Genomic DNA, 26,467 nt, shown 5'->3' on the forward strand with positions numbered 1-26,467 from the left:
TGATTACTCGTCAGCGCCCTTGTCGATCACTTTACGGCCACGGTATACGCCTTCTGGCGATACGTGGTGACGCAGGTGAATTTCACCGGTAGTTTTTTCTACAGACAGAGTGCTTGCCGTCAGGGCGTCGTGCGAACGACGCATGTCACGGGCAGAGCGGGATTTTTTGTTCTGCTGAACAGCCATAATTGATTAACTCCTAAACGTTTGGGTCACGCTTTAACTGCGCCAATACACTGAACGGGTTGGACCGCGTTACCTCGTCCTCGCTCGGTTCGGACTCGTCATCGAGACCCGCCGGCTGCTGGCATTCTTCCGGATGATGAGCAGGCACAATGGGCAAGGCGAGCAGAAGCTCCTCCTCGATCAGTGCATGCAGATCCAAAGGATCTTCGCCCAGTTCCAGCACGTCATAACCTTTCGGCAACGACTGGGTATTCGCACCCTCCTTTACCACAGCATAACTGCACTCGCTGTGAATCGGCAGGGTGACCAGCTCAAGACAACGCTGGCAAACCATTTTGACCTCGGTGTCGATAAAGCTGTGAATTACCACAGATTTACGTTCATCTCGTTCAAAAACGAATTTGGCCTGCACCGTACCGACAGTGTCGGAAAGCGGGTCGCAGAGTCTCTCCAAATCGGCCAGCAGCAACTCACCTTGAAGGGAAGTGCCACGATCAGCCAATTTGCGCGGGTCAACGTGAGGTGGAATCGGGTCATTCAACATAGGCGCAGCATTATAGGGATGCACCCAGCCATGTCAAAGGAAATTCAGCCCTGTGCGTCGGCCGGTCGCCCCGCTAGAATCGGCGGCCGCCTTGAGGAGACGTATATGCTGCCTTTATTACTCGCTTCCAGCTCGGTTTATCGCCGGGAATTGCTCAGTCGCCTGCACCTGCCATTCATCTGCAGCTCGCCGGATATCGACGAAAGCCACGCTGCAAATGAGTCTGCCATCGAGCTGGTCAAGCGCTTGGCCGAAGCAAAGGCCCGCGCCCTCGCCGCCAGCCACCCAGGACACCTGATCATCGGCTCAGACCAGGTCGCCGCGCTGGAAGGCCGTATCATCGGCAAGCCCCACACGTTCGAAAATGCGCGCGAGCAGTTATTGGCCGCCAGTGGCAAGCGTGTCAGCTTCCTCACCGGCCTGGCCCTGCTGAACAGCGAGACCGGGCACTGCCAGGTGGACTGCGTGCCTTTCACTGTGCAAATGCGCGAGCTGGATGCAGCGCGCATCGAGCGCTACCTGCGTATAGAGCAGCCGTATGACTGCGCGGGCAGCTTCAAGGCGGAAGGGCTGGGCGTGAGCCTCTTCCAGAGCACCGAAGGGCCGGACGCGACCAGCCTCGTCGGCTTACCGCTGATTCGCTTGGTGGACATGCTACTCAGCGAAGGCGTGCAAATCCCTTAAGAACACCGCTAAACCAAATGTGGGAGGGGGCAAGTCGAATCGTCGCACCGCCCCTCCCACATTTTGATCTACGACAGACTTGAGATATTAGCGCAGCGTCGGGCCCTGGAAGCCCATATACAGCGCCAGCTTCTCAGCCACGCTGGCACCGAGCTTCTTGGAGAAACGATCAAACGGCGACTCTTCAACGGTGAAGTCCACCAGCTCTTTCTCGCCAATCACATCCCGCGCCACCAGGCTGGCACTGCCCAAGCCATCGATCAGCCCCAGCGGCAATGCTTGCTCGCCCGACCACACCAACCCGGAGAACAACTCCGGATGCTCTTTATCCTTCAGGCGATCCCCACGCCCCTGCTTCACGCTGGCGATGAACTGGCGATGGGTGGTATCGAGCACCCCCTGCCAAAACTGGGTTTCATCGGCCTTTTGCGGCTGGAACGGATCAAGGAACGACTTGTGCTCGCCCGAGGTGTAGGTGCGGCGCTCAACACCCAGCTTCTCCATAGTGCCAACAAACCCGTAACCGGCCGCGGTCACACCAATGGAGCCCACCAGGCTGGCCTTGTCGGCGTAGATCTGGTCAGCGGCACTGGCAATGTAATACGCGCCCGAGGCCCCCAGGTCGGAAATCACCGCGTACAGCTTGATATCCGGGTGCAGGCCACGCAGGCGGCGAATCTCGTCATACACATAACCCGATTGCACCGGACTGCCGCCTGGGCTGTTGATGCGCAGGATCACGCCCTTGACCTTGGGGTCTTCAAACGCAGCACGCAGGCTGCTGACGATATTGTCGGCGCTGGCAGGTTCCTTGTCGGCAATCACCCCACGCACTTCGATCAATGCGGTGTAGTTGGCGCCACGGGTCGCACTCTTTTCCATGTCCATCAGCGGGCTGAACAGCGCCAGCATGAGCAATAGGTAAGTGAAGGTCAGCAACTTGAAGAAAATCCCCCAGCGCCGCGCACGACGCTGCTCCTGGACGCCAGCCAGGAGCGTCTTCTCCAGCAGTTTCCAGCTCTTGTCGTCACCGCTTTCAGCCTTTTCAGGCGCTTTCCACTCGTCACTCATGCCATCAACCCCAGCAAAGACTTATTGAGCCCGACCGAGCCAGGCCTGCAATTTAGAAAAATGATCAATCGTGACCCTAGGCTCGTATTGCTGCAACGCCTCAGCGGACTGGGCACCATAGCTGACGGCCACGCTGTCCACACCGGCGTTGCGCGCCATCATCAGGTCGAAGGAGGCATCGCCCACCATCAGTGCCTGTCGCGGCGAAACGCCGCAATGGGCAAGGATCTGCTCCAGCATCAGAGGGTGAGGTTTGCTGGCGGTTTCATCCGCGGCGCGGGTGATGTCGAAATAATCTTCAAAATCGTGCGCTTTGAGCACCCGGTCCAGCCCACGACGGGCCTTGCCGGTGGCGACGGCCAGGTGATAGCCCTGGGCGCGAAAAGCCTCCAGAGACTGCAGCACACCGTCGAACAACGGCGAAGGCGTGGCTTCCAGTGCAATGTAGTGATCCGCGTAATGGTCGCGGAACGTCACCAGCTCAGCGTCGCTGATCTGGGGATACAAGGTACGGATCGCCTCAGGCAAGCCCAGGCCGATAATGCCCTTGACCTGCAGGTCAGTGCACAACTCAAAGCCCGAGCGGGTCGAAGCCCTGTGCATCGACTCGACAATCCGACCAATGGAATTACACAGGGTGCCGTCCCAATCGAAAATCAGCAGCTTATAGTCAAGGTGCGACACTCAAGCGCTCCACGGTCTTGGCCCACATCTCATCGACCGGCGCCTGCAGCTTCAGCTCGCCGCCGTCAGGCAGCGGCACGGTGAGCATGTAGGCGTGCAGGAACAGGCGCTTGCCGCCCAGGTCGCGGATTTCCTTGGAGAAACCTTCATCACCGTACTTGGTATCGCCAGCAATGCAGTGGCCCGCATGCAGGGTGTGCACGCGAATCTGGTGGGTACGCCCCGTCACCGGCTTGGCCTCGACCAGGGTGGCGAAGTCGCCGAAGCGACGCAGTACCTTGAACAGGGTGAGGGCTTCTTTGCCCTCCTCGTCCACTTCGACCATGCGCTCGCCGGAGCGCAGGTTGCTCTTCTGCAGCGGCGCACGGACGCTCTTGATAGAGCTGGCCCAGTTGCCGCGCACCAGCGCCATATAGCGCTTATCCACGCCATCGCCGCGCAGGGCGGTGTGCAGGTGGCGCAACATGCTGCGTTTCTTGGCGATCATCAACAGGCCGGAGGTGTCGCGGTCCAGGCGGTGGACCAGCTCCAGCTCCTTGCAATCCGGGCGCAACTGACGGAAGGCTTCGATCACGCCGAAATTCAGGCCGCTGCCACCGTGAACCGCAATACCGCAAGGCTTGTTGATCACGATCAGCTTGTTGTCTTCGAAGACAATCGACGCCTCAAGGCGCTGCAACAGGCCCTGGGCCAGGGGCACAGGTTCGTCGCGCTCAGGCACGCGCACCGGCGGCACACGGACAATATCGCCCGCCTGCAACTTGTACTCAGGCTTGATGCGCCCCTTGTTCACGCGCACTTCGCCTTTGCGCAAGATGCGGTAGATCAAGGTCTTGGGCACACCCTTGAGCCTGGCCAGGAGAAAATTATCGATGCGTTGGCCGGCATATTCCGGCGAGACCTCAAGCAGCTGGACGCTGGGGGTCTGGGGGGCGGTAGTCGTCATGGCGGCGATGATAACAATTTTTTATGGAATTGAAGCACTTAATCATTGCTGCTATAGTCGCGAACGCCGCCAAAAGCGGCCTGGACAGAGGACTAGCGGCAAACTGCCGGCCCTGACCATCGCAATTCATCAGGACGCGAGGCCGTCCTACGGGGCGTTCGCCACCCTGGAAGGCTTGAGATTGTAACAAGCGCAGGTGACATGAGGCCTGAAGCGAGTGCAGAAAGCAGAGTGAATACTCGCGTTCTGCGCCGATATTTACGGCCAGTTCACAAAGTGCAGTCAGTCTTGAGCCGGACCACGGCGAATGCTTCGGAAACAACGCCTGTTAAGAGCTGAGTGGGAGCGCAGTCGCCCACACTCAGTCTTGTTTAGCCATGAGCGTGGACTCCCCATTGGAGAACACGGTAAATGCCAACCCGCTGCGGATTCTGCGCGCGGCAGCACCCGAATTATCAGGGATACGTGTAGGGTGGAGATGCACAACCGTCGGACCGTGTAGCACTAGGCTTATATTTAGACGCTTCATCTCGTCCACAGTCGCCGGTTGATTCCTCCTCCTGACCTTAGCTTTTGTTGAAGTGGTGCCTTTGTCACCACCGCTAACAAGCAGGACGCGTCCGTCGCGATACCGGCCCAATTGGCCGATTTTGCTGGACACTGGAGTGGCCAACCACTCTTGACGCACCTGACACCGACCGTGAGAAGTCGTGTGTGCCGAACGCCGTTTCCGGCAGCCCGGAAACCGACGGTACAACATGAAAAGAATGCTGATTAACGCAACTCAACCCGAAGAGTTGCGTGTTGCACTGGTAGATGGCCAACGCCTCTACGACCTGGACATTGAGTCCGGTGCACGCGAGCAAAAGAAGGCCAACATCTATAAAGGCCGTATTACTCGCATCGAACCAAGCCTTGAGGCTGCCTTTGTCGATTTCGGCTCCGAGCGCCACGGCTTCCTGCCCCTCAAAGAAATCTCCCGCGAGTACTTCAAGAAAGCCCCCGAAGGCCGCGTGAACATCAAGGACGTCCTGAGCGAAGGCCAGGAAGTCATCGTTCAGGTCGAAAAAGAAGAACGTGGCAACAAGGGCGCCGCCCTGACCACCTTCATCAGCCTGGCCGGCCGTTACCTCGTGCTGATGCCGAACAACCCACGTGCCGGCGGCATCTCCCGTCGCATCGAAGGCGAAGAGCGCAACGAACTGCGTGAAGCGCTGAACGGCCTGATCGCACCGGCCGACATGGGCCTGATCGTGCGTACTGCCGGCCTGGGCCGCAGCAGCGAAGAAATGCAGTGGGACCTCGACTACCTGCTGCAACTGTGGACCGCCATCAAAGAAGCCTCCCTGGATCGTTCCGCGCCGTTCCTCATCTACCAGGAAAGCAACGTGATCATCCGCGCCATCCGCGATTACCTGCGCCAGGACATCGGCGAAGTGCTGATCGACAGCGTTGAAGCCCAGGACGAAGCCCTGACCTTCATCCGCCAGGTGATGCCGCAGTACGCCAGCAAGATCAAGCTGTACGAAGACAGCGTACCGCTGTTCAACCGTTTCCAGATCGAAAGCCAGATCGAAACCGCTTTCCAGCGTGTCGTCGAACTGCCTTCCGGCGGCTCCATCGTGATCGACCCGACCGAAGCCCTGGTGTCCATCGACATCAACTCGGCGCGTGCCACGAAGGGTAGCGACATCGAAGAAACCGCCCTGCAGACCAACCTGGAGGCGGCTGAAGAAATCGCCCGCCAGCTGCGCCTGCGTGACATCGGCGGCCTGATCGTGATCGACTTCATCGACATGACCCCAGCCAAGAACCAGCGCGCCGTGGAAGAGAAAGTCCGCGAATGCCTGGAAGCCGACCGTGCCCGCGTACAGGTCGGGCGCATCTCACGCTTCGGCCTGCTGGAAATGTCCCGTCAGCGCCTGCGTCCATCCCTGGGCGAGAGCAGCGGCATCGTCTGCCCGCGTTGCAACGGCACCGGCATCATCCGTGACGTTGAATCGCTGTCCCTGGCGATCCTGCGCCTGATCGAAGAAGAAGCCCTGAAAGACCGCACCGCCGAAGTCCGCGCACAAGTGCCGATCCCGGTTGCCGCTTTCCTGCTCAACGAAAAACGTAACTCGATCACCAAGATCGAACTGCGCACCCGTGCCCGTATCGTGATCCTGCCGAACGATCACCTCGAGACCCCGCACTTCGAAGTGCAGCGCCTGCGTGATGACAGCCCGGAAGCCCACAGCGGCCAGACCAGCTACGAAATCGCTGCTGCCGCTGCCGAAGTGGAAGAAGTCCAGCCAGCCGCCGCGACCCGCACCCTGGTGCGCCAGGAAGCTGCCGTGAAGACCGCGCCGGCCCGTGCCAACGCACCGGTTCCGGTTGAAACCGCCGCCCCGGTTGCCGCACCGGCCGCCCTGCCTGAGCCAAGCCTGTTCAAGGGCCTGGTGAAGTCGCTGGTCAGCCTGTTCGCCACCAAGGAAGAGCCTGCGGCACCGGTTGTGGTTGAAAAACCTGCAACCGAACGCCCGGCGCGTAACGAAGAACGTCGTAACGGTCGCCAGCAGAGCCGTAACCGCAACGGTCGCCGTGACGAAGAGCGCAAGCCGCGTGAAGAACGTGCGCCTCGCGAAGAGCGCGCACCACGTGAAGAGCGTGCACCTCGCGAAGCGCGTGAAGAAACCCCGGCCGTGGCCCGTGAAGAACGTGCACCGCGTGAAGAGCGCGCACCACGTACCCCACGCGCTCCGCGTGAAGATCGCAAGCCGCGTGGCGAGCGTGAAGAACGTGTGCGTGAACTGCGCGAGCCACTGGATGCCGCCCCTGCCGTTGCAGGTGCTGCAGCCACTGCCGCTGAAGAGCGTCCGGCTCGCCAGCCGCGCGAAGAGCGTGCGCCACGTGAAGAGCGCCAGCCGCGCCCACCGCGTGAAGAGCGTCAACCACGTGCCGAGCAAGCCGCTGCAGCCAGCGAAGAAGAAGTACTGACCGGCGAAGAGCAACTGCAGGAAGACGGCCAGGACAACGCCGAAGGCGATCGTCCACGCCGCCGCTCCCGTGGCCAGCGTCGTCGCAGCAACCGTCGTGAGCGTCAGCGTGATGCCAATGGCAATGTGATCGAAGGCTCGGAAGAGGCCGGCGAGAACGCAGAAGGCGCCACCAACGAACCGACCGCTGCCGAACTGGCTGCCGGCCTGGCCGTTACCGCAGCGGTTGCCAGCTCTGTGATCAGCGCACCTGCTGAAGCCCAGGCTAACGAACAGGCTGAACGCGCGACTGCCGCTGTCGAAGAAACCACTGCCGTTGAAACGCCAGTTGCCGAGACCCCAGTGGTTGAAGCACCAGTCGTTGAAGCAACTACCCCTATCGAAGCCCCAGTGGTTCCGGAAGTGGAAGTGGCACCGACCCACGACGCCCAGCCAGAAACCGAAGTGATTGCGGTAGAACCCGCTCCGGTTGTTGAGCCTCAGCCAGTGGTTGAAGCCGCTGCTGAAGCGCCGGCTGTCGAAGAAGCTGCCCCGGCAGTGCGTGAAGTTCGCGAAGAACAGACCGCCTTCCAGTGGACTGCCGAACCTGCCGCCCCGGTTGAAGCACCAGCGCCTGCCCCCGTGGTAGAAGAAGCGCCTGCGCCGGTTGCCGAAGCAGTGGTTGCCGAGCCTGCGCCAGCTGTCGAGGCTGCACCAGTGGTTGTTGAAGCACCGGTGGTAGCCGAAGTCGAAGCACCAGTGGTAGAAGCCGCACCGGCCAGCGCCCTGACCGAAAACGGCCGTGCGCCGAACGACCCACGTGAAGTGCGTCGTCGTCGCAAGGAAGCTGAGGCAGCTGCCGCCGCTGCTGCTGCTGCCGCCCCAGCCGTAGTCGAAGCTGTCGAGGCGCCAGCCCCGGTTGCTGAAACCGTGGTTGAGCATGCTGCTGCTGAAGAAGTGGTAGAGCACAAGGCCCTGGAAGAAGAACACGAGCCTAAACCCCTCGCCTGATTCCATCAGCCACTAAAAGCCCCGCCTGAGTGATCAGGCGGGGCTTTTTTATGCCGATAACAGCGAAGATCAAATTTAGTCCGCGCTAAAACTCAACCGTTTCGGCAGATCTACATCCCACAGAACCCCCGCATCCTCCACCTGCACTTCCCGAACCCTGGCACGTGCGAACAATGGCTTGCCTCCACGATCACCGGTCAGCGCCATCAAGTCCGAACCCAAAGCGCGACCAAAGGCCACCGGATGCCCATATTCACCCGCCTGCACCGGCACGCTGATGCCATCCTCCTCCAGCACTTCAATCACTCGTTCAATGCTCGATGATTGGATAAACGGCATATCCCCCAAGACCACCAGCCAGCCATCCGCCGACGCACTGGCCGCGACGGCTGCGGCGATGCTTTCACCCATGCCGGCTGGCTGCAGCAGCAAGACCTGGCAGCCGTACGCTTCGGCCAACCGAATGACCTCCGTGCGATCCGGCGAGGTCACCAGCCAGCGCGCCACCAGGCTATCCGGCAAATTCACCAATACCTGCTCGATCACCGGACGCATCACGCCATCACGGCCCACGCAATCGGCCAGCAACTTATCCTGGTCAGCCCCCGCCTCGGCTCGGAACCGGCTGCCCTGCCCCGCCGCCAAAACAATCGCCGTCAGCATTACTCAGCAACCACCGGGAGGGGCTTTTTCTGCATCGGCGCCACGCCGTTCTTGATAGCGACAATTTCCGCCATCAACGACAAGGCGATCTCCGCCGGCGTATGGCTACCGATATGCAGGCCAATCGGCCCATGTAAACGCGCAATCGCGTCCGTCGACAAACCCAACGCAGCCAGGTTCTCACGACGCTTCTGGCTATTGACCCGCGAACCCAGCGCGCCGATGTAGAAGGCACTGGAGTTCAGCGCCGTCAGCAACGCCATATCGTCAAGGCGCGGGTCATGAGTCAGGCAGACAATGGCCGTGCGCTCGTCGGTTTGGATATTCAGCACCGCCTCATCAGGCATACCCGGCACGAAGCGGCCGTGCTGCTCTTCCCAGCCGTAGACAAACTCGCTACGCGGATCGCATATCAGTACTTCGAAATCCAGCAGGCGCGCCATTTCCGCCACGTAGCGCGACAGTTGCCCGGCACCGATCAACAACAGGCGCCAGCGCGGGCCATAGATAGCCCGCAGGCGTTCGCCATCGAAGGTGACCACATCGGTCTTGTTCGCACTGCTCAGGCTCACTCGGCCCGTCGCAAGGTCCAGTTCGCGCGCGACAATTTCATGGGCCTCACAGCGTGCGAGCAACTCCGTTACCCATGCCCAATCGTCCACACGCTCTTCGGTGAGGCGCAGCGTACCGCCACACGGCAAGCCAAAACGCGCCGCCTCATCGCGCGTCACACCGTAGGTCACCAACTGCACCGGTGGCCCGTCATGGGCCAGACGGCCATCCTGCAAACGGGCGATCAAGTCGTCCTCGATACAACCGCCGGATACCGACCCAATAACCACGCCGTCACCACGCAAGGCCAACATGGCGCCCGGTGGACGCGGCGCGCTGCCCCACGTCTGCACAACGCTATACAACACCACTTGCTGCCCGGCGCGGCGCCATTCGAGCACGCTGCGCAGGACATTTAAATCAACGCTGTCCATAACTTCTCCTGCCAGTCTGCGTTTGGAACGTACCGCGTGGCGCGAATTTCATCGAGTCATTGACTGTAAGTCAAAATATTCCAAAAAAGTAATCCCACACAAACGCAAACGCCCCGAACCAGTCGGGGCGTTTGCGAATAGCTGTCAGCGTGGGTTCACGCCATCAGCGGCTTACTTGATCACCGGTGCAGGGCCTTCGGCCACGCCCAGGTCATCTTCTTCACGGGTGTCGGAGATACCGCGACCACCGGAAGCCAACTCGCTTTGCAGTTGGTCGGTGTCCAGTTCCTTGACCCACTTGGCCACAACGAGGGTGGCAACGGCGTTACCTACCAGGTTGGTCAGCGCACGGGCTTCGGACATGAAGCGGTCGATACCCAGGATCAGCGCCAGGCCGGCAACCGGCAGGTGGCCGACAGCCGACAGGGTGGCAGCCAGTACGATGAAGCCGCTACCAGTCACGCCAGCAGCGCCTTTGGAAGACAGCAGCAGCACCAGCAGCAGGGTGATCTGGTGGGTGATGTCCATGTGGGTGTCAGTCGCCTGAGCGATGAACACGGCAGCCATGGTCAGGTAGATCGAGGTACCGTCGAGGTTGAAGGAGTAGCCGGTCGGGATCACCAGGCCTACTACGGATTTCTTTGCACCCAGACGCTCCATCTTGATCAGCATGCGTGGCAGTGCGGACTCGGAGGAAGAAGTACCCAGTACGATCAACAGCTCTTCACGGATGTAGCGGATCAGTTTGATCACGCTGAAACCGTGAGCGCGGCAGATACCGCCCAGCACCACCAGCACGAACAGCAGGCAAGTGATGTAGAAGCAGATCATCAGCTGGCCCAACTGCACCAGGGAACCTACGCCGTAGGCACCGATGGTGAACGCCATGGCGCCCAGGGCACCGATTGGCGCGAGCTTCATGATCATGTTGATGATGTTGAACATCACGTGGGCGAAGCGATCGATGAAGTCCAGCACCGGCTTGCCGTAGGCACCCAGGCGATGCAGGGCGAAACCGAAGATCACCGAGAACATCAGCACTTGCAGGATGTCGCCGTTGGCGAAGGCGCCGACGATGGTGTTAGGAATCACATTAAGGATAAAGCCAACGATGCTCTGGTCTTTACCGGCAGTGACGTAGGCCGCGACTTTGGAGGCGTCCAGGGTCGCTACGTCGATGTGCATACCGGCGCCCGGTTGCACAACGTTCACCACAATCAGGCCGATCAGCAGTGCGATGGTGGAAACGATTTCGAAGTACAGCAGCGCATAGCCGCCGGTTTTGCCGACCGATTTCATGCTTTGCATGCCGGCGATGCCGCTGACAACGGTGCAGAAGATGATCGGGGCAATGACCATTTTGATCAGCTTGATGAAGCCGTCACCCAGTGGCTTGAGCGCCACACCGGTCTGCGGGTAGAAATGACCGAGCAAAATACCGATAACGATTGCAACGATCACCTGGAAATACAGGGATTTGTAGATTGGCTGACGAGTCGTCATTGCAAAATTCCTCAATCGTCCCGTGTGGCAAATATCCGCCATTGCCCACGACACTTGAATTGCGAACCCTCCTGCACTGGAGGGATTTGTTGTTTGCGAAGCCTGTAGGACCAGGCCTGCGCTGTAATCCTTATCGCAAACGCCGTGCCACTTTGCTGAAAATCCCTGAGGGCCTTAAGACATCAGGGCTGCGGATTTTAAAGCACCCACTAAAGTGCCGAATCAGCTGGCGGATTTCCGCCGCACCGCCCAATCCCGTCCTACAATTTGGCGGATATCCGCCTTGTCGCCCTGCCAGGGGATGACTACCATCCGCCATTCCATGGACGAGGGCCCCGCATGCGTGAACGTACCATCGCCAGTCATTACGCCCGGGCAGCCCTCGGCGGTGCGCGTCGAGCCGGTTACGACTATTCGGGCCTGTTGCAACAGCTGGGTATCACCCCGGAACTGTTGACCGAACCCCGCGCCCGCATTGCACCCGAGCAATTTACCCGGCTGCTGCAAATGCTCTGGCTGGCACTGGACGATGAATACCTGGGGTTCGCCGACGGGCCGAGCAAACGCGGCACCTTCGCCATGATGTGCCATGCGCTGATCCACTGCCGCACCCTGGAGAAGGCTCTGGAGCGCGGCTTGTTATTTTACAGCCTATTCCCACAAGGCCCGCGCTGGCATCTGACACGGGAAGGCGAAATGGCCCGTTTGATCCTGGATGATTCTCAACTGTGGGACCCGGATCACTTCCTCAGCGAATGCCTGCTGGTGATCTGGCACCGCCTGGGCAGTTGGCTGATCGGCCAGCGCATTCGTTTGCACCAGGCCACGTTCAGCTACCCGATGCCGACCCACGCCGCTGAATATGACCTGCTATTTCCCTGCGCCCAGGTGTTCGGTGCCCCGCACAGCAGCCTGGTGTTTCCCGCCCGCTACCTGAGCCTGCCGCTGTTGCAGGACGAGCGCACCCTCAAGCATTTCCTTGAGCGCTCCCCCGCCGACCTGCTGTCACGCCCGGATGAAGGAGACAGCTTGAGCAGCCAGTTACGCCGGTTGTTAAGCCGCGACCGCCCGCCTTGGCCAGACCTGGAAGCCGTCGCTCGGCACTTGCACGTCAGCCCGCAAACCCTGCGTCGACATTTGCGCGAAGAAGGCACCAGCTTTCAGGCGCTCAAGGATGAATTGCGGCGGGACATCGCCATCTACCACCTGGGGCGGGCGGATCTGTCCTTGCAGGAGATCGCCGAGCAGTTGGGGTTCTCCGAACCGTCGGCGTTTCATCGGGCGTTCAAGAAGTGGACGGGGCTGACACCGGGAGACTATCGGGCGCAGGAGAGTTAGCGCTGCGTCGTTTGTGAGGGCCTCATCGGGGGCGAGCCCCCTCCCACCTTTGACTGTGTTTACAAAGTCTGATGCGTGAATAAATTCAAACTGTGGGAGGGGGCTTGCCCCCGATAGGGCCAGCCCAGCCACCAAAGATCACACAGACGGAAAGTGAATCTTGAACGCCGCGCCACCCAGCGGTGAATCCCCCAGCGTCAGTCGCGCGCCGTAGCTTTCTATGATGTCCTTGACCACCGCCAACCCGATCCCCTGCCCCGGATGCTGACGGTCCAAGCGCTCGCCCCGTTGCAGAATCCGGGCACGCTGGTCCGGCGGCACTCCGGGGCCGTCGTCCTCGATGCACAACTCAATGCCTTCAGGATTTTCAACCAGGCTGATGCGCACTTCACTCAGGCACAGCCGATAGGCGTTTTCCAGCAGGTTGCCGAGCAATTCAAGCAGGGCGCCCTTCTCGATCGGTACATCGCATTCGTCCGGCAACTCAAAGGCCGCCGTGACGGCCTTGTCGCGGTAGACCTTGCCCAGGGTATCGCAGAGGCTTTGCAACACCGGCTCCAGGCGCACCTGATGGCGCACCAGGCCGCTTTTGCGCAGGCTCGCACGCTGCAACTGGTAGCTGATCTGCTGGCTCATGCGCTCGATCTGGGATTGCAGCACCCAGGCCTGATCACGATCTTCCGGGCGTTGCGCCATGTCTTCGCTCACGCTTTGCAACACAGCGAGCGGCGTTTTCAGGCTGTGGGCCAGGTCATCGAGGGAATCTCGGTAACGCGTTCGCTGCTCGCGCTCGCTGTGCAGCAGGCGGTTAAGGGAGCCCGTGAGACGCAGCAATTCGCGAGGGTGTTGTTCGGAGAGGCTTTCGCGGGTACCGCCTTCGATCTGGTCAAGCTCCTGGCTCAACCGCCGCAGGGCTTGCAGGCCCCAGGTCAGGCCCAACCACAGCAACGTCAGCAGTACCAGAAGTGCCGCGCCGAAGCCCAGGTAAAGGTTTTCGCGCAGGCCTTCGAGGGTCAATTGGTATTCGCGCACCGGTTGCAGGGCCACGATACTGAACGCCGCACTCTTGCCGCCAAGCAGCTTGACCTCGACGTCGTAGACGAAGAACTCCTGACCGTCGGCCTCGCGAATCCGCGCAAACTCGTTGCCGCGCCCGTCATAGCGCGGCTTATAGTTGATGTTTTCGTCCCGGGTTGCCCGCGAACGCCACACCAGGTGGCCTTCGCGGTCATAGATATAGCCGAGCAACCGGCTATCGGTGAGGTTGAAGCGTTCATCCGGCAACTGCGCCGGCATCTGCAGGCGATTGTTTTCCACCCGCGCGGCGGAGATCAGTGTGGTGACGTCCGACGCCAGGCGCTGCTCGATGGAATCCTGCAATGCCAGGCTGAACGCGCCCTGCATGGCGGGCAACAGGCCCAGCATAAACAGCACGGCCAGGGTGGCGGCCGCCAGCATCAAGCGCACACGTAGCGAGCGAATCAACGGCAGCGCTCATTGAACAGGTAGCCCAGGCCGCGCACGGTGTCGATCGGCTTGAACCCCGCCGGGCCTTCCAGCTTGCGGCGCAGGCGGCCGACCAGCACTTCAATCACATTCGGATCGCGCTCATCGTCGTCGGGGTAGAGCTGCTCCATCAGACGGTCCTTGGCGACGACCTGCTGGTGATGGCGCATCAGGTATTCGAGGATGCGATATTCATAGGCGGTCAATGCCAGGGGCTGTTCATCGAGGGACGCTTGCTTGCGATTGAGGTCCAGCAGCAAGGGCCCGGCGACGATGGTCGACTGGGTAAACCCGCTGGAGCGGCGCAGCAAGGCGTTCATCCGCGCCTCCAGCTCTTCGAACTGGAACGGCTTGACCACGTAGTCGTCGGCACCGGCGGCCAGGCCTTCGACCTTGTCCTGCCAGTTGCCGCGCGCGGTGAGGATCAGGATCGGAAAGGTCTTGGCCTGGCTGCGCAGTTGGCGGATCAGGTCCAGGCCGCCCATGCCAGGCAGGCCCAGGTCGATGATCGCCAGGTCATGGTTGAATTGACCGGTCTGGTACAGGGCCTCTTCGGCATTGGCCACGGCTTCGACCACGTGGCCGCTGTCGGTCAGGCGGGTAAACAGGTGATGACGCAGCAGCGCCTCATCTTCCACCACCAGCAATTTCATAAGGCTCTCCAAAGCAAATCAACTGTCCGACAGAGGGATATCATAGCGGCCCTGCAGGTCTTGCGGGCGCAGTTTAATGCCGTTGAACTGGCCGGTCAGGTGTTCATAGCCGGCGCGATAGCTCGGCTGCGGGGTGGCCTGGCCCAGAGACTGGCCCCAGGGCGCGGGCTGACTGCCGACGTCTTCGATACTGACACGCTGCATCACGATGCTGGATTTCTTGGTTTTCTCACGGCCGAATGCAGCAAAGGCACCCTCGGAGGCCTGAACCCCAGCGGTAGCACTGAGCATGGTTAACGCCAACATCAGCTTTTTGATCGCAGTCATGGTGTTACCTCATTACGCGTTTGGCTGTGAGGCCAGACTACGCAGGCGCCCCTGAACTCCCCCTGAACAGGCTCTGAACCTCACCTGAACCACGGCGGGCTATCCTCTTGTGCATCAACTCGGCAAAATACCGCCCCATGACGCCCCTACCCGCTTGCTGCACCCCACTCGACGCCCATTGGCCGCTGCCCGACCCCTTGCCGGGCACGGTGTTTCTCAGCACTCGGTTCGACCCCGCATTGCTGGCACCCGGCGACTTCCAGCACTGCGCCGTGCCGCCACCGGCAAGCATCCAGCGCTCGGTGGCCAAGCGTCAGGCCGAGTTTCTCGCCGGCCGCCTGTGCGCGCGCGCGGCCCTGCAACAGCTCGATCACATTAACTGCATCCCGGCGATCGGCGAAGACCGCGCACCGGTGTGGCCCGCCCATATCAGTGGCTCCATTACCCACAGCACCGGGCATGCTGCCGCGATTGTCGGGCACAAGGCGCAATGGCGCGGGCTGGGGATGGACCTGGAGAATGTACTGAGCCTGGAACGGGCAGAGCGCCTGGCCGGGGAGATTCTGACTGCGCAAGAACTGCAGCGTATGGCTGACCTGCCGCGAGAGCAGATCGCCTTGCTGGTGACGCTGACGTTTTCGGTCAAGGAGAGTTTGTTCAAGGCGCTCTACCCGATCGTGCAGAAGCGCTTCTATTTTGAGCATGCCGAGGTGCTGGAGTGGTCGGAGGCCGGGCATGTGCGCTTGCGCTTGCTCACCGACCTGTCCAGCGAGTGGTGCCACGGCAAGGCCCTTACCGCACAGTTTGCGCTGAATGAGGGGCAGTTGTTGAGCCTGGTTGCCATCAGCGCTTGATACACCGCCATCAGAGTTTATCTTGATCCCGGGGCCAACTCAGGCTGAAGCACGCTCCGCCCAGGTTGTTGCTCTTGCTGATCAACGCCCGTCCGCCGTGCCAATAAATGATGCGCCGCACAATCGACAACCCCAGCCCGTGCCCGCCCGAGGCACGTGTGCGGCTGTCGTCCAGGCGCAGGAACGGGGTGAAGATACGCTCCCAGGCACTTTCCGGTACACCGGGTCCGTCGTCCTCCACATCAATGCGACAGCGCACCTGGCCCACCTGATAACTGATCAGCACCTGGCCCTGAGCGTGGCGCATGGCGTTGCTCACCAGGTTTTGCAGGGCGCGGTGCAAGTAGCGCGGCTCGGCATCGACCCAAGCGTCGTCCCAATGTGCCGACGACAGGCAAATACCCCTGGCCACGTTCACCTGCGGACGCAGTGGCGATAATTCGCCTATCACCTGGTCAAGCAGCGCATCGAGGTCAACCCGTTGGAAAATCAACGCCGGCGCACCCTGCTCAAGCCTTGCGTAAGTGAGCATTTCATCCACCAGCCCATCGAGATCCTGGATATCACTGTCCATGCCTTCCAGGTACTTTCTCCGCGCTTCAGGCGTGGCAGCGTCGCCGATCATCTCCAGGCCGAAGCGCAGGCGTGCCACCGGTGTGCGCAGTTCATGGGACACCGCGCGCACCAGTTCGCGCTGGATTGCCAGCAGTTGCTGCAGGTGCTCGGCCATGCCATTAAAGGCCGCCGCCAGGCGCCCCACCGAGTCGGCACCCCGGGCTGGCACACGCACCTCGAGATTGCCTTTGGCGATGCGCGTGGCGGCGGCTTCCAGGCCTCGAAGCCTGCGTTCAAGCTGACGCACCAATAAATAGACAATCAGGCCGATCAGGGTCAGGCCGATCAAGGCGATCAGGACCAGCCATTGCGCCGGGTACGGACTCATCTGATACAGCGGGCCGAGCTCCAGCACCCAGGGTGTTCCGACCATACCGGCAAACACGCGGATCGAATCGCCGCCCTTGCCCAGGGCCATGACCGTATCGCCCTCCGATACGCGGCGGCGTTGGTCGTCGTCCATATCAGCCTGATCGAGGGTCATCAGGTGCATTTCGAAACCAAAGCCCTTGGCTTCCTTTATATCCGCCAGCCGTTGCGGCTGCTCGGCCACGGGGAATCGCACCAATTCGTCGGCCAGCAGGTAAATGGTCGCGCGGGCCAGTTGCTCGCTGATCTGCTGCACCTCTCCCGTAAGCACCCACTGTTCCTTATCGCTGACCAGGCGCAACACCCGGGCAGCGTGGGGGCCGGTCTGCTCCACCAACACCTGGCCGCGTTGCAGGCGCGTGCGCTGGCTGAGGTCCAACTGGGCATCGGTGAGGCTGCGTAATTCCAGGGGAATACCGAGCAAACGCTCCCACACCGCCAGGGCGCGCTGGCGCTCGATGGCGCTCATGGGCTGCAGGTTATCGCCCATCAAGGCAAAGGTGCCGTGGGCCAGGCGCTCGCGGTATTGGCCACTGCGCACCTCGTTGAGCAGGTGCAGGGCCAGCACGCCGAGCAGCGCCACCAGAATCAGCGCCGCGCACATGCCGCCATAGATACGCAGGAAGATCGAGTTCACAACGGCATATCGGCAGCGGCTTCAGGGACGAACAGATAGCCTTTGCTGCGGATGGTCTTTATCAGCCGTGGGTGGATCGGGTCATCGCCGATTTTCGGGCGAATCCGTGAGATGCGCACATCAATGGAGCGGTCCTGGCCGTCGTAGCCTATGCCGCGCAGGGCGATAAAGATTTCTTCGCGGGACAGGATCCGCCCGGCATTCGCCACCAGCAGCCACAGCAGGTCGAACTCGGCACTGGTCAACTCGATACCTTCACCCTGCAGCCAGGCTTCGCGCAGGGCGTTGTCCACCACCAGCGGGCCGAATTGCAGGCGCCGCTGGCTTTCCACGCTGGCGGGTTCCGCCGCCTCACTGCGGCGTAACAGGGCCTGGATACGCGCGAGCAACAGGCGCGGGCGCACCGGTTTGCACACGTAGTCGTCGGCACCCATGTCCAGGCCGAGCACCTGGTCCATGTCGTCGGTGCGGGCGGTGAGCATCAGGATCACGCCGTCGTAGCGTTCGCGCACTTTGCGGCAAATGCTCAGGCCGTCTTCGCCGGGCAGCATCAGATCGAGGATCACCAGGTCCGGTTGCTCGGCGACGATCCGCGCCGCGGCGAGGGCGCCATCACCTTCCACGCAGACCCGCAGGCCGTGGCTCTCCAGGTAATCGCGGGTCAACTCGGCGAGTCGCTCGTCGTCCTCGACGATCAGGATTTGCCAGGCTTCTTGCTCCACGGGTGAACCTCGTTGTTATAAAGGGATGCGTTGGCCGAGCAGGCCACACCTTATTTGTAATGTTTTGAGGGCATAACAAAGGCCGATTGTAGCCATGGTCAAGCCCACTCGCACAAGCCGGGAAATCCATTCGGTGATCGCGCTTTTCTGTGATAGGGTTCGCGCCCTCAAAAATCCAACCGGCTGTTTTCAACTTGGAATATTCAGTGACAAACGGCCGAATCCAGCAGTGCTGCGGCCTACACGGGTGTTCCACGTTTCATACACATTTTACCCACAACGTTATCCACAGGCAGTACGTTGCTAAGCCCCCCAAAACGCATTATCTTGTAGCTCGGCGCTAAAAAAACCCTACATGTAGGGTTTTCAGCGAAAAGACCCAACACAAATCAGACAAGAAACTCAAGCCCTTTCTTGCTCCTGTTTGGTCTAATCCAAGCATTTTTTGAAAGCCCAAACCGCTCAAGCGGATGGCAGCCGTTTTCCAGCTCCAACAGCGGAAAACGGTACGGGTGTTGCAGTGCTTGAACCTGGCAACTGTCACCCACCAGGAATACGGCCAAGGGCGTTTGAGCCCCGAACCGAAGACTTCGGCATGGAAGCGGCGCGATCAGCTCCCTTCCTCCTGTCCCGAAGTTGTTATGCCAGGCCCAGGCCTGCTGTAAGTGCTTCAGGACGGAACGGTGGGCACCGTGATGGTGCCCAAATAAATATAGAAATGTGGAGACAACCCCCCATGCAAACCGACACAACTCGCGAGAACCCGCAAGGCTCCGTGCCGCAGGCCGCTGATTCGAATATGGATCTGTCCGCCACTGCACCTGGCCAATTGCGCGTGATCAAGCGTAACGGCACTGTCGTTCCTTACACCGATGACAAAATCACCGTCGCTATCACCAAAGCGTTTCTTGCAGTTGAAGGCGGCACCGCTGCTGCCTCGTCGCGCATCCACGACACCGTTGCCCGCCTGACCGAACAGGTCACCGCGACCTTCAAGCGTCGCATGCCGTCGGGCGGCACCATCCACATCGAAGAAATCCAGGACCAGGTCGAACTGGCCCTGATGCGTGCCGGCGAGCAGAAAGTGGCCCGCGACTACGTGATCTACCGCGATTCGCGCGCCAAGGAACGTGCCGTCCGCACCCCGGCCGAAGAAGCCGCCGTGCAAGCGCACCCCTCGATCCGCATCACCCTGGCCGACGGCAGCTTTGCCCCGTTGGACCTGGGCCGCCTGAACACCATCATCACCGAGGCCTGCGAAGGCCTGGAAGAAGTCGACGGTGACCTGATCCAGCGCGAAACCCTGAAGAACCTGTACGACGGCGTGGCCCTGACCGACGTCAACACCGCCCTGGTGATGACCGCCCGTACCCTGGTTGAACGCGAGCCGAACTACTCGTTCGTGACCGCGCGCCTGCTGATGGACACCCTGCGTGCCGAAGGTCTGGGCTTCCTGGGCGTGGCCGACAGCGCCACCCACCACGAAATGGCCGACCTGTACGCCAAGGCGCTGCCTGCCTATATCGCCAAGGGTATCGAATTCGAATTGCTGAACCCGGTCCTGGCCACCTTCGACCTGGAAAAACTCGGCAAGGCGATCAACCACGAGCGCGATCAGCAGTTCACCTACCTGGGCCTGCAAACCCTGTACGACCGTTACTTCATCCACAAGGACGGTATCCGCTTCGAACTGCCGCAAGTGTTCTTCATGCGTGTGGCCATGGGCCTGGCGATCGAAGAGAAGCACAAAGAAGACCGCGCAATCGAGTTCTACAACCTGCTGTCGTCCTTCGACTACATGTCGTCCACACCGACCCTGTTCAACGCCGGCACCCTGCGTCCACAGCTGTCGAGCTGCTACCTGACCACCGTGCCGGATGACCTGTCGGGCATCTACCACGCGATCCACGACAACGCCATGTTGTCCAAATTCGCCGGTGGCCTGGGCAACGACTGGACACCAGTGCGTGCACTGGGTTCGTACATCAAGGGCACCAACGGCAAGTCCCAGGGCGTTGTACCGTTCCTGAAAGTCGTGAACGACACCGCCGTAGCGGTCAACCAGGGCGGCAAGCGCAAAGGCGCAGTGTGTGCCTACCTGGAAACCTGGCACATGGACATTGAAGAGTTCATCGAGCTGCGCAAGAACACCGGTGATGACCGTCGTCGTACCCACGACATGAACACCGCCAACTGGATCCCTGACCTGTTCATGAAGCGCGTCTTCGATGACGGCAAGTGGACCCTGTTCTCGCCATCCGAAGTGCCGGACCTGCACGACCTGACCGGCAAGGCCTTCGAAGAGCGCTACGAGTACTACGAAGCCCTCACCGAGTACCCTGGCAAGGTCAAGCTGTTCAAGACCATCCAGGCCAAAGACCTGTGGCGCAAGATGCTGTCCATGCTGTTCGAAACCGGCCACCCATGGCTGACCTTCAAGGACCCATGCAACCTGCGCAGCCCGCAGCAGCACGTGGGCGTGGTCCACAGCTCGAACCTGTGCACCGAGATCACCTTGAACACCAACAAGGACGAGATCGCCGTTTGCAACCTGGGCTCGATCAACCTGCCGAACCACATCGTCAACGGCAAGCTGGACACCGCCAAGCTGGAGCGCACCGTCAACACCGCCGTACGCATGCTCGATAACGTTATCGACATCAACTACTACTCGGTGCCACAGGCGCAGAACTCCAACTTCAAGCACCGTCCGGTCGGCCTCGGCATCATGGGCTTCCAGGACGCGTTGTACCTGCAGCACATTCCTTACGGTTCGGATGCGGCGGTCGAGTTCGCCGACAAGTCCATGGAAGCGGTCAGCTACTACGCGATCCAGGCTTCCTGCGACCTGGCCGACGAGCGCGGCGCCTACGAGACGTTCCAGGGCTCGCTGTGGTCCAAGGGCATCCTGCCGCTGGATTCGCAACAGATCCTGATCGAGCAGCGTGGCCAGAAGTACATCGACGTTGACCTGAACGAATCCCTGGACTGGGCACCGGTACGTGCCCGTGTGCAGAAAGGCATTCGTAACTCCAACATCATGGCCATCGCACCGACCGCGACCATCGCCAACATCACTGGCGTATCGCAGTCGATCGAACCGACCTACCAGAACCTGTATGTGAAATCGAACCTGTCGGGCGAATTCACCGTGATCAACCCGTACCTGGTCCGCGACCTGAAAGCCCGCGGCCTGTGGGACTCGGTCATGATCAACGACCTGAAGTACTACGACGGTTCCGTGCAGCAGATCGAGCGCATCCCGCAGGAACTCAAAGAGCTCTACGCGACGGCGTTCGAAGTGGACACCAAGTGGATCGTCGACGCCGCCAGCCGACGCCAGAAGTGGATCGACCAGGCTCAGTCGCTGAACCTGTACATCGCCGGCGCATCGGGCAAGAAGCTCGACGTGACCTACCGCATGGCCTGGTACCGTGGCCTGAAAACCACTTACTACCTCCGTGCCCTGGCCGCGACCAGCACCGAGAAATCGACCATCAACACCGGTAAGCTGAACGCTGTTTCCAGCGGCAACCATGGTGATGATTCGGTGCTCGCCGCACCGGCCGGCCCGGCGCCAGTGCCAAAGGCCTGCGCGATCGACGAGCCGGATTGCGAAGCTTGCCAATAAGATGAGGCACTTTCAGGTTTAACTATCTGAAACAGCCAGCCCCCTGTAAGTCCAGGACTTCAACCAGGCTTACAGAGGGCTTTTTTTTGCAAAAAATCTCTCTTCTTACTTACGCATATCCCCGCTTAAAGCCCCAGGCAATCAAATTGGGATCAGTGCGTGTATCGCGGAATCTCGTACCCCATCGATCCTCACTACGGCCCATTACCGCCACCGAATGTGTCGAGTTGTCCAAGGTACCGGGCCTGCCACTGGCCAATTCAGAAGGACTGACTCTCTCAACAAGATTTTTATAGCCCAACCGATCAAAAGTCTCCTTAGCCCACTCCCCATCATTGATGCTGTCAATGGCTTCGCTGAAACTTCTCCCGGAAACCCCATCGTTACGCTGGTTCATTGCCTGAACGTTGTTCACGGCCAACATAAGATTCATAAACCCAAGCAACTTGGGATCCTGTCCCCATAGTTGAGCCTTTGCTGCTGACTCACGGTACTGCGCTTGTGTAACCCGGACATGCTTGCCGTCTTTGAGGGTTACATCATAATTGCCCGCCGAATCGCGCTTGATATCTTTAAACACACCCGCCGGCCCATACTGCGCAATCATCGCCTTACAGGCCGAGATAGCTCCGCAATTGCCTGCTTGCCCCTGATAAGCACCGGAAAAAAGATCTTTCGGCATTTCACCAGGTTTGTAGCTACCCGGCTCGAAATTGGTTTGATGAGTTCCCGCCGTGACCGGCAAGTTACCCATCCTCTCTCCTAACGCTAAGCCCCCACGGTCTACCCCCCCGCCCTCGTAGCGACCGCGTCCACCACCGCCACCACCTGAACCACCGACACCTCCCCCGCGGCCTGCCTGCGATTCAGCATCAGTAGATACGTCATCTGGAAACAGCTCAGGAAACAGTGCCTTCATAAACTCAAGCCAACTGTTAGGCGCGTCTTTCTTTAGCTGCTCAATAATCTCCTTGAACTTCTCCTCCCCCAACTTCTTGCGCAAATCATTCAGCTTGTCACGCAAGTCTTGAACAGTTTGGTTCTTGGAGGTTTTCTGAGCCTCCTCCAGTTCCTTGAGTAGTGTTAAAACGGCGTCCTTATCTTTAGTTATGCTGTCTTGGGTTTCCTCGGTGCGCGGTGCACCCGTTCCACCATGCCAATACACCTGATCCCTGTTGCCCGATATCAATCCGCCCCACATAGCCGTCGCCCTTTACAGACCTATGGCCCAATGGGTGGAGCAAAAGGTGTAGGCAGTTCCATCAAAACGTGCGGCCTCTTGAGCAGGCAGCCCCTCCAAAAAATCAATGCAAAAAAAAACCCCTCGGCCGAGGGGTTCTTTCTTTTTGGGGGTCAGACCAACAGCATCAGGTCATCTGAATGATGGTCTGCATGATGGTGCTCTGGGTGGAGATGGTCTTGGCGTTCGCCTGGTAGTTGCTCTGGGCCTTGATCAGGTCCACCAGCTCGTTGGTCAGATTGACGTTGGAGTTCTCCAGGGAGTTGGCCACGATCGAACCCAGGGTACCGGATTGCGGGGCATCGTAACCTGGCTGGCCCGAGGCGAAGGTCTCTCTCCAAGTGGTGCCGCCCGATGGCTGCAAGCCTTGCTCGTTGTTGAAGCTGGCCAGGGAGATCTGACCGATGGCCTTGCTCTGCTGGTTGCTGAACGTGGCGAACAGTACGCCGCTGCCGTCGATTTTCAGGCCGGTGATCTGGCCGGTGGCGTAGCCATCGGTGATCGGAGGGTTACGGTAGCTGGCCGAGTTGTGCTGGGTGATGTTGGCCATGTTGATGGCGATTCCCGCTGGGTTCGCCGTCGCACCGTTTGCCTTCCAAACACCAGCGGTCACTGTACCGGGGACCCAGCCGGTAATGGTCAGGGTGTTATTGGCCACACCGCCCGTCGTGACACTGGTGAGCGCGCCCGAACCGTCAAAGGCCAGCGTCGACGGTACCGGTGGGGTGGCCGGGGTGCCGCCCGTCGGCGGCGAACCGTCTGGGTTACGGCCATCAATCAGGGTGTAGGCGTTCCACTTGTTGCTGTCTGTTTTCACCAGGTATTGCACCATCGGGTGTGCGTTGCCTTGGGCATCGTACAAGGTGGTGCTGTACTGGGTGGTGAAGGTACTGGTGTCCGTCGGGTCGAATGGCTTGAGCGTCTGGTTGATCACCGGTTCCGAGGAGTTCAGGTTACTGGTGGAGTCCACCTTGGTAGACGCCTTCGGCGGCAGGTTCGACAGGTTCAATTGCAGGTCGGTCAGACCGCCCTTGATGATTTTGCCCTCATCGTCCGCGGCGTAGCCTTGCAAGCGCGAGGTACCGGTATTGTTGGTGATATAGCCGTCTTTATCGGCACGGAAAGCACCGCTGCGGGTGTACTCCAGCGAGCCGTCGCTACCTTTCTGCACGAAGAAGCCGCCGCCCTGGATCGCCATGTCCAGGATGCCGCCACTGCCGTTGACGTCGCCCTGGGTGAACTGTTGGGACACCGCTGCCAGGTTCACACCGTTGCCGATGCTGTTCTGGCCGGTGCCCAGTTTGGACGCGGCGTAGATATCCGCGAATTCCGCACGGGACGACTTGAAGCCAGTGGTCGCGACGTTGGCGATGTTGTTGCCGGTCACGTCCAGTTGTTTGTTGGCCGCATAGAGGCCGCTAAGGCCGATGTTAAAAGACATGTTTCTCTCCCTCTGCCGTATTTAGCCGGCTCTATGTACCGATAGTCTGAATTTGCGACAGCTTGACGCTGCCCATGCCACCTGCAAGGTTCAGCAGCATTTCGCCGCCGGTCTTGCTCAACGTCACGCTGGTCACCGTTGCCGGCAACGAAGTCGCCATGGCCACCGATTCGCCCTTGTCGTTCTTGGTCGTCGCCGCAAAGGTGTAGGTGCCGGCTGGGGCGACCTCACCGTTGTCGCTCTTGCCATCCCAGATGAAGTCGGAGTTACCCGCACTCTGGGCACCCATATCTATGGTGCGGACCACATTGCCGTCTTTGTCAGTGATCTTGATGGCAACGTTGCCCGTCGCCGCAGTCACCGCCACCGAACCGGTCATGCTCTTGCTCGTGTCCACCAAGGCCTTGTTGGTCTGGGTGATGATCGAACGCCCTACCAGAGACGATGCCTGCAGCGCTTGCGACGAGCTGAAATTACTGGAGATCGCATTCACCGAGTCGTTCAGGGTGTTGATGCCTTCCAGGCTGCTGAATTGCGCCAGCTGAGCCACGAACGCGCCGTTGTCCTGAGGCGACAGCGGGTCCTGGTTTTTCAGTTGGGTCACCAGCAGTTGCAGGAACGCGTCCTTGCCCAGGGACTGGCTGCCCGTCGCGGTCTTGGTAGCGTCGGCGACGGTGGTGTTGTCTGTAGCGGTCTTGACCTTGGAGTTAAAAAGGTCCTGGACTGCCGAATTGGTCGTGGTATCAACGATGGCCATTATTTGGCGCCCCTTATCACTGACCCAGGGTCAGGACCTTCTGCATCATGGTTTTGGCGGTGTTCATCATTTCCGCGTTGGTCTGGAACGAGCGGCTGGCGGAAATCATGTCTGCCATTTCCTCGACCACGTTGACGTTGGGGTAATAGACATAACCCTTTTCGTTCGCGGCAGGATGGTTCGGCTCGTAACGGGCCTCGAGGTTGCTCTGGTCTTCGACCACACCGAGCACCTGCACGCCCTGGCCGGCGGCATCCTGGTTCTGGAACAGCGAATCGCTGCCACCGCTCTGGCCGCCCTGGAACATGGTGGCGAACACCGGGTGACGGGCGCGGTAGGTCTGGTCGATGCTCGAAGACACGGTCTCGGCGTTGGCGATGTTACTGGCGACGGTGTTCAAGCGCGTGGTCTGCGCGCTCATGCCACTGCCGGCAATATTGAAAACACTGGACAGGGACATGGCTTACTCTCCACGCAGGGCTGACATCAGCCCTTTGAATTTACTGTTGAGCAGGGTAAAGCTGGCCTGAAAGTTCACAGAGTTCTCGGCGTAGGCCGATTGCTCCAGCTGGGCGTCGACGGTGTTCTGGTCGATCGACGGCTGCATCGGCGTGCGATACAGCAGCGACTCGTCCCCACTGCTCAGGCCTTGCGCTTCGATATGACGGCTATTGGTCATGTTCAAGGCGAAGGTGCCGTTCTTGGTCTTGTCCTGCTGTGCGGCGAGCACGGCGGAGAAGTCCAGGTCCCGAGCCTTGTAGTTCGGGGTGTCGGCGTTGGCAATGTTGTTGGCCAGGACTTCGGCACGCTGGGCGCGGAAGCCCAGGGCTTGTTCGTGGATACCGAGCGCTTTATCGAAGCTGATGCTCATGGCGGAAACCTTTAGGCTGACCTGCTGTTCGTTAACAGGGTTATAGCAAGGCGCATGCCAATATCTGAAAACACAGTAAATCAAGGGGTTGCGCGGAGCTTGCCGGGCGGCAATGCCAGAAAAGCGGCAATGGGCTTCCGCGTGGCGCCAGTAAAGCGGCAATGGGGTTTGCCGCTTTCTTCAACTTTGTCGCAGAAACAAATGTGGGAGGGGGCTTGCCCCCGATAGCGGTTGATCAGTTGATGTCTCTATCACTGATACACCGCTATCG

23 protein-coding genes are annotated in these 26,467 nt (G+C 60.2%); 5 read left to right on the forward strand and 18 right to left on the reverse strand.

The window, feature by feature from the left end; translation table 11 throughout:
- Window positions 1–3: 3 nt before the first annotated feature.
- Window positions 4–186: a 50S ribosomal protein L32 gene (gene rpmF / locus HCF10_RS17960; RefSeq protein WP_008152339.1), complete on the reverse strand. Its 183-nt coding sequence runs from the start codon at window positions 184–186 to the stop codon at window positions 4–6.
- 13 nt (window positions 187–199) lie between these two features.
- Window positions 200–730, reverse strand: coding sequence for a YceD family protein (locus tag HCF10_RS17965; protein WP_027607804.1), 531 nt, complete (start codon window positions 728–730; stop codon window positions 200–202).
- A gap of 105 nt (window positions 731–835) precedes the next feature.
- On the opposite strand from HCF10_RS17965, the gene HCF10_RS17970 reads away from it, so the two are divergent.
- A complete protein-coding gene (locus tag HCF10_RS17970; protein WP_167656081.1) occupies window positions 836–1,414 on the forward strand; it encodes a Maf family protein in 579 nt (192 codons plus the stop codon).
- Between the two features lie 87 nt (window positions 1,415–1,501).
- Here the strand turns inward: HCF10_RS17970 and HCF10_RS17975 are convergent, their stop codons facing one another.
- The 3 genes from HCF10_RS17975 to rluC are packed head-to-tail and all read right to left on the reverse strand — an operon-like array spanning window position 1,502 to window position 4,115.
- Window positions 1,502–2,485 carry a S49 family peptidase gene (locus HCF10_RS17975; protein WP_131697763.1) on the reverse strand — a complete coding sequence of 328 codons (984 nt, stop codon included), beginning with the start codon at window positions 2,483–2,485 and terminating at the stop codon, window positions 1,502–1,504.
- A gap of 21 nt (window positions 2,486–2,506) precedes the next feature.
- Window positions 2,507–3,169, reverse strand: coding sequence for an HAD-IA family hydrolase (locus HCF10_RS17980; RefSeq protein ID WP_167656082.1), 663 nt, complete (start codon window positions 3,167–3,169; stop codon window positions 2,507–2,509).
- Entirely contained in the window at window positions 3,156–4,115 is a 960-nt protein-coding gene (gene rluC, locus HCF10_RS17985) for a 23S rRNA pseudouridine(955/2504/2580) synthase RluC (RefSeq protein WP_131697765.1), read from the reverse strand. The genes HCF10_RS17980 and rluC overlap by 14 nt, the downstream gene beginning before the upstream one ends.
- Before the next feature lie 767 nt (window positions 4,116–4,882).
- Between rluC and rne the strand changes: the two genes are divergently transcribed.
- Window positions 4,883–8,083, forward strand: coding sequence for a ribonuclease E (rne, locus tag HCF10_RS17990; protein ID WP_167656083.1), 3,201 nt, complete (start codon window positions 4,883–4,885; stop codon window positions 8,081–8,083).
- Window positions 8,084–8,158: 75 nt separating this feature from the next.
- Here the strand turns inward: rne and HCF10_RS17995 are convergent, their stop codons facing one another.
- The 3 genes from HCF10_RS17995 to HCF10_RS18005 all read right to left on the reverse strand — a co-directional run bounded on the left by HCF10_RS17995 (window position 8,159) and on the right by HCF10_RS18005 (window position 11,235).
- Window positions 8,159–8,746 carry a nucleotidyltransferase family protein gene (locus HCF10_RS17995; RefSeq protein ID WP_167656084.1) on the reverse strand — a complete coding sequence of 196 codons (588 nt, stop codon included), beginning with the start codon at window positions 8,744–8,746 and terminating at the stop codon, window positions 8,159–8,161.
- Entirely contained in the window at window positions 8,746–9,732 is a 987-nt protein-coding gene (locus HCF10_RS18000; protein ID WP_131697768.1) for an XdhC family protein, read from the reverse strand. Before HCF10_RS18000 ends, HCF10_RS17995 begins: the two co-directional genes overlap by 1 nt.
- Window positions 9,733–9,903: 171 nt before the next feature.
- Window positions 9,904–11,235, reverse strand: coding sequence for a dicarboxylate/amino acid:cation symporter (locus HCF10_RS18005; protein WP_131697769.1), 1,332 nt, complete (start codon window positions 11,233–11,235; stop codon window positions 9,904–9,906).
- Between the two features lie 339 nt (window positions 11,236–11,574).
- Here HCF10_RS18005 and HCF10_RS18010 point away from each other — a divergent pair, with 339 nt between their 5' ends.
- Window positions 11,575–12,573 carry an AraC family transcriptional regulator gene (locus tag HCF10_RS18010; protein WP_167656085.1) on the forward strand — a complete coding sequence of 333 codons (999 nt, stop codon included), beginning with the start codon at window positions 11,575–11,577 and terminating at the stop codon, window positions 12,571–12,573.
- Window positions 12,574–12,711: 138 nt separating this feature from the next.
- On the opposite strand, the gene HCF10_RS18015 is transcribed toward HCF10_RS18010, so the two are convergent.
- Genes HCF10_RS18015 through HCF10_RS18025 form a run of 3 tightly spaced genes read right to left on the reverse strand, consistent with a single transcriptional unit; the run spans window position 12,712 to window position 15,059 of the window.
- Window positions 12,712–14,058 carry an ATP-binding protein gene (locus tag HCF10_RS18015; RefSeq protein ID WP_167656086.1) on the reverse strand — a complete coding sequence of 449 codons (1,347 nt, stop codon included), beginning with the start codon at window positions 14,056–14,058 and terminating at the stop codon, window positions 12,712–12,714.
- On the reverse strand, window positions 14,055–14,732 hold the full coding sequence (locus HCF10_RS18020; protein WP_017138377.1) for a response regulator: 678 nt from the start codon (window positions 14,730–14,732) through the stop codon (window positions 14,055–14,057). Before HCF10_RS18020 ends, HCF10_RS18015 begins: the two co-directional genes overlap by 4 nt.
- Window positions 14,733–14,750: 18 nt before the next feature.
- Window positions 14,751–15,059 (reverse strand): hypothetical protein, encoded by a 309-nt coding sequence (locus tag HCF10_RS18025; RefSeq protein ID WP_131697772.1) that lies wholly within the window; start codon window positions 15,057–15,059, stop codon window positions 14,751–14,753.
- A 137-nt stretch (window positions 15,060–15,196) separates the two neighbouring features.
- Here HCF10_RS18025 and HCF10_RS18030 point away from each other — a divergent pair, with 137 nt between their 5' ends.
- Window positions 15,197–15,913 carry a 4'-phosphopantetheinyl transferase family protein gene (locus HCF10_RS18030; protein ID WP_145338707.1) on the forward strand — a complete coding sequence of 239 codons (717 nt, stop codon included), beginning with the start codon at window positions 15,197–15,199 and terminating at the stop codon, window positions 15,911–15,913.
- A gap of 10 nt (window positions 15,914–15,923) precedes the next feature.
- On the opposite strand, the gene HCF10_RS18035 is transcribed toward HCF10_RS18030, so the two are convergent.
- Window positions 15,924–17,534 carry an ATP-binding protein gene (locus tag HCF10_RS18035; protein WP_167656087.1) on the reverse strand — a complete coding sequence of 537 codons (1,611 nt, stop codon included), beginning with the start codon at window positions 17,532–17,534 and terminating at the stop codon, window positions 15,924–15,926.
- Entirely contained in the window at window positions 17,531–18,256 is a 726-nt protein-coding gene (locus tag HCF10_RS18040) for a response regulator (protein ID WP_167656088.1), read from the reverse strand. Before HCF10_RS18040 ends, HCF10_RS18035 begins: the two co-directional genes overlap by 4 nt.
- Before the next feature lie 736 nt (window positions 18,257–18,992).
- Between HCF10_RS18040 and HCF10_RS18045 the strand changes: the two genes are divergently transcribed.
- On the forward strand, window positions 18,993–21,887 hold the full coding sequence (locus HCF10_RS18045; RefSeq protein WP_131697776.1) for a ribonucleoside-diphosphate reductase subunit alpha: 2,895 nt from the start codon (window positions 18,993–18,995) through the stop codon (window positions 21,885–21,887).
- A 109-nt stretch (window positions 21,888–21,996) separates the two neighbouring features.
- Here HCF10_RS18045 and HCF10_RS18050 read toward each other — a convergent pair whose 3' ends face one another.
- From HCF10_RS18050 to flgB, 5 genes are all read right to left on the reverse strand, one after another.
- Window positions 21,997–23,088 (reverse strand): hypothetical protein, encoded by a 1,092-nt coding sequence (locus tag HCF10_RS18050; RefSeq protein WP_145338709.1) that lies wholly within the window; start codon window positions 23,086–23,088, stop codon window positions 21,997–21,999.
- A gap of 166 nt (window positions 23,089–23,254) precedes the next feature.
- Complete coding sequence (gene flgE / locus HCF10_RS18055) at window positions 23,255–24,568, reverse strand: flagellar hook protein FlgE (protein ID WP_167656089.1); 1,314 nt, start codon at window positions 24,566–24,568, stop codon at window positions 23,255–23,257.
- A 31-nt stretch (window positions 24,569–24,599) separates the two neighbouring features.
- Window positions 24,600–25,325 carry a flagellar hook assembly protein FlgD gene (gene flgD / locus HCF10_RS18060; RefSeq protein ID WP_131697779.1) on the reverse strand — a complete coding sequence of 242 codons (726 nt, stop codon included), beginning with the start codon at window positions 25,323–25,325 and terminating at the stop codon, window positions 24,600–24,602.
- 16 nt (window positions 25,326–25,341) lie between these two features.
- Window positions 25,342–25,785, reverse strand: a complete 444-nt coding sequence (gene flgC / locus HCF10_RS18065) for a flagellar basal body rod protein FlgC (RefSeq protein WP_024076985.1) — start codon at window positions 25,783–25,785, stop codon at window positions 25,342–25,344.
- A 3-nt stretch (window positions 25,786–25,788) separates the two neighbouring features.
- On the reverse strand, window positions 25,789–26,196 hold the full coding sequence (flgB, locus tag HCF10_RS18070) for a flagellar basal body rod protein FlgB (protein WP_003175633.1): 408 nt from the start codon (window positions 26,194–26,196) through the stop codon (window positions 25,789–25,791).
- Between the last annotated feature and the right edge of the window lie 271 nt (window positions 26,197–26,467).

Source organism: Pseudomonas sp. B14(2022) (assembly GCF_012030485.1).
Taxonomy (GTDB): Bacteria; Pseudomonadota; Gammaproteobacteria; order Pseudomonadales; family Pseudomonadaceae; genus Aquipseudomonas.

Coding starts and splice junctions, on each gene's coding strand:
- rpmF (WP_008152339.1), bottom strand. CDS start 186: ATGGCTGTTCAGCAGAACAAAAAATCCCGCTCTGCCCGTGACATGCGT.
- HCF10_RS17965 (WP_027607804.1), bottom strand. CDS start 730: ATGTTGAATGACCCGATTCCACCTCACGTTGACCCGCGCAAATTGGCT.
- HCF10_RS17970 (WP_167656081.1), top strand. CDS start 836: ATGCTGCCTTTATTACTCGCTTCCAGCTCGGTTTATCGCCGGGAATTG.
- HCF10_RS17975 (WP_131697763.1), bottom strand. CDS start 2,485: ATGAGTGACGAGTGGAAAGCGCCTGAAAAGGCTGAAAGCGGTGACGAC.
- rluC (WP_131697765.1), bottom strand. CDS start 4,115: ATGACGACTACCGCCCCCCAGACCCCCAGCGTCCAGCTGCTTGAGGTC.
- rne (WP_167656083.1), top strand. CDS start 4,883: ATGCTGATTAACGCAACTCAACCCGAAGAGTTGCGTGTTGCACTGGTA.
- HCF10_RS17995 (WP_167656084.1), bottom strand. CDS start 8,746: ATGCTGACGGCGATTGTTTTGGCGGCGGGGCAGGGCAGCCGGTTCCGA.
- HCF10_RS18000 (WP_131697768.1), bottom strand. CDS start 9,732: ATGGACAGCGTTGATTTAAATGTCCTGCGCAGCGTGCTCGAATGGCGC.
- HCF10_RS18005 (WP_131697769.1), bottom strand. CDS start 11,235: ATGACGACTCGTCAGCCAATCTACAAATCCCTGTATTTCCAGGTGATC.
- HCF10_RS18010 (WP_167656085.1), top strand. CDS start 11,575: ATGCGTGAACGTACCATCGCCAGTCATTACGCCCGGGCAGCCCTCGGC.
- HCF10_RS18020 (WP_017138377.1), bottom strand. CDS start 14,732: ATGAAATTGCTGGTGGTGGAAGATGAGGCGCTGCTGCGTCATCACCTG.
- HCF10_RS18025 (WP_131697772.1), bottom strand. CDS start 15,059: ATGACTGCGATCAAAAAGCTGATGTTGGCGTTAACCATGCTCAGTGCT.
- HCF10_RS18030 (WP_145338707.1), top strand. CDS start 15,197: ATGACGCCCCTACCCGCTTGCTGCACCCCACTCGACGCCCATTGGCCG.
- HCF10_RS18045 (WP_131697776.1), top strand. CDS start 18,993: ATGCAAACCGACACAACTCGCGAGAACCCGCAAGGCTCCGTGCCGCAG.
- HCF10_RS18050 (WP_145338709.1), bottom strand. CDS start 23,088: ATGTGGGGCGGATTGATATCGGGCAACAGGGATCAGGTGTATTGGCAT.
- flgE (WP_167656089.1), bottom strand. CDS start 24,568: ATGTCTTTTAACATCGGCCTTAGCGGCCTCTATGCGGCCAACAAACAA.
- flgD (WP_131697779.1), bottom strand. CDS start 25,325: ATGGCCATCGTTGATACCACGACCAATTCGGCAGTCCAGGACCTTTTT.
- flgC (WP_024076985.1), bottom strand. CDS start 25,785: ATGTCCCTGTCCAGTGTTTTCAATATTGCCGGCAGTGGCATGAGCGCG.
- flgB (WP_003175633.1), bottom strand. CDS start 26,196: ATGAGCATCAGCTTCGATAAAGCGCTCGGTATCCACGAACAAGCCCTG.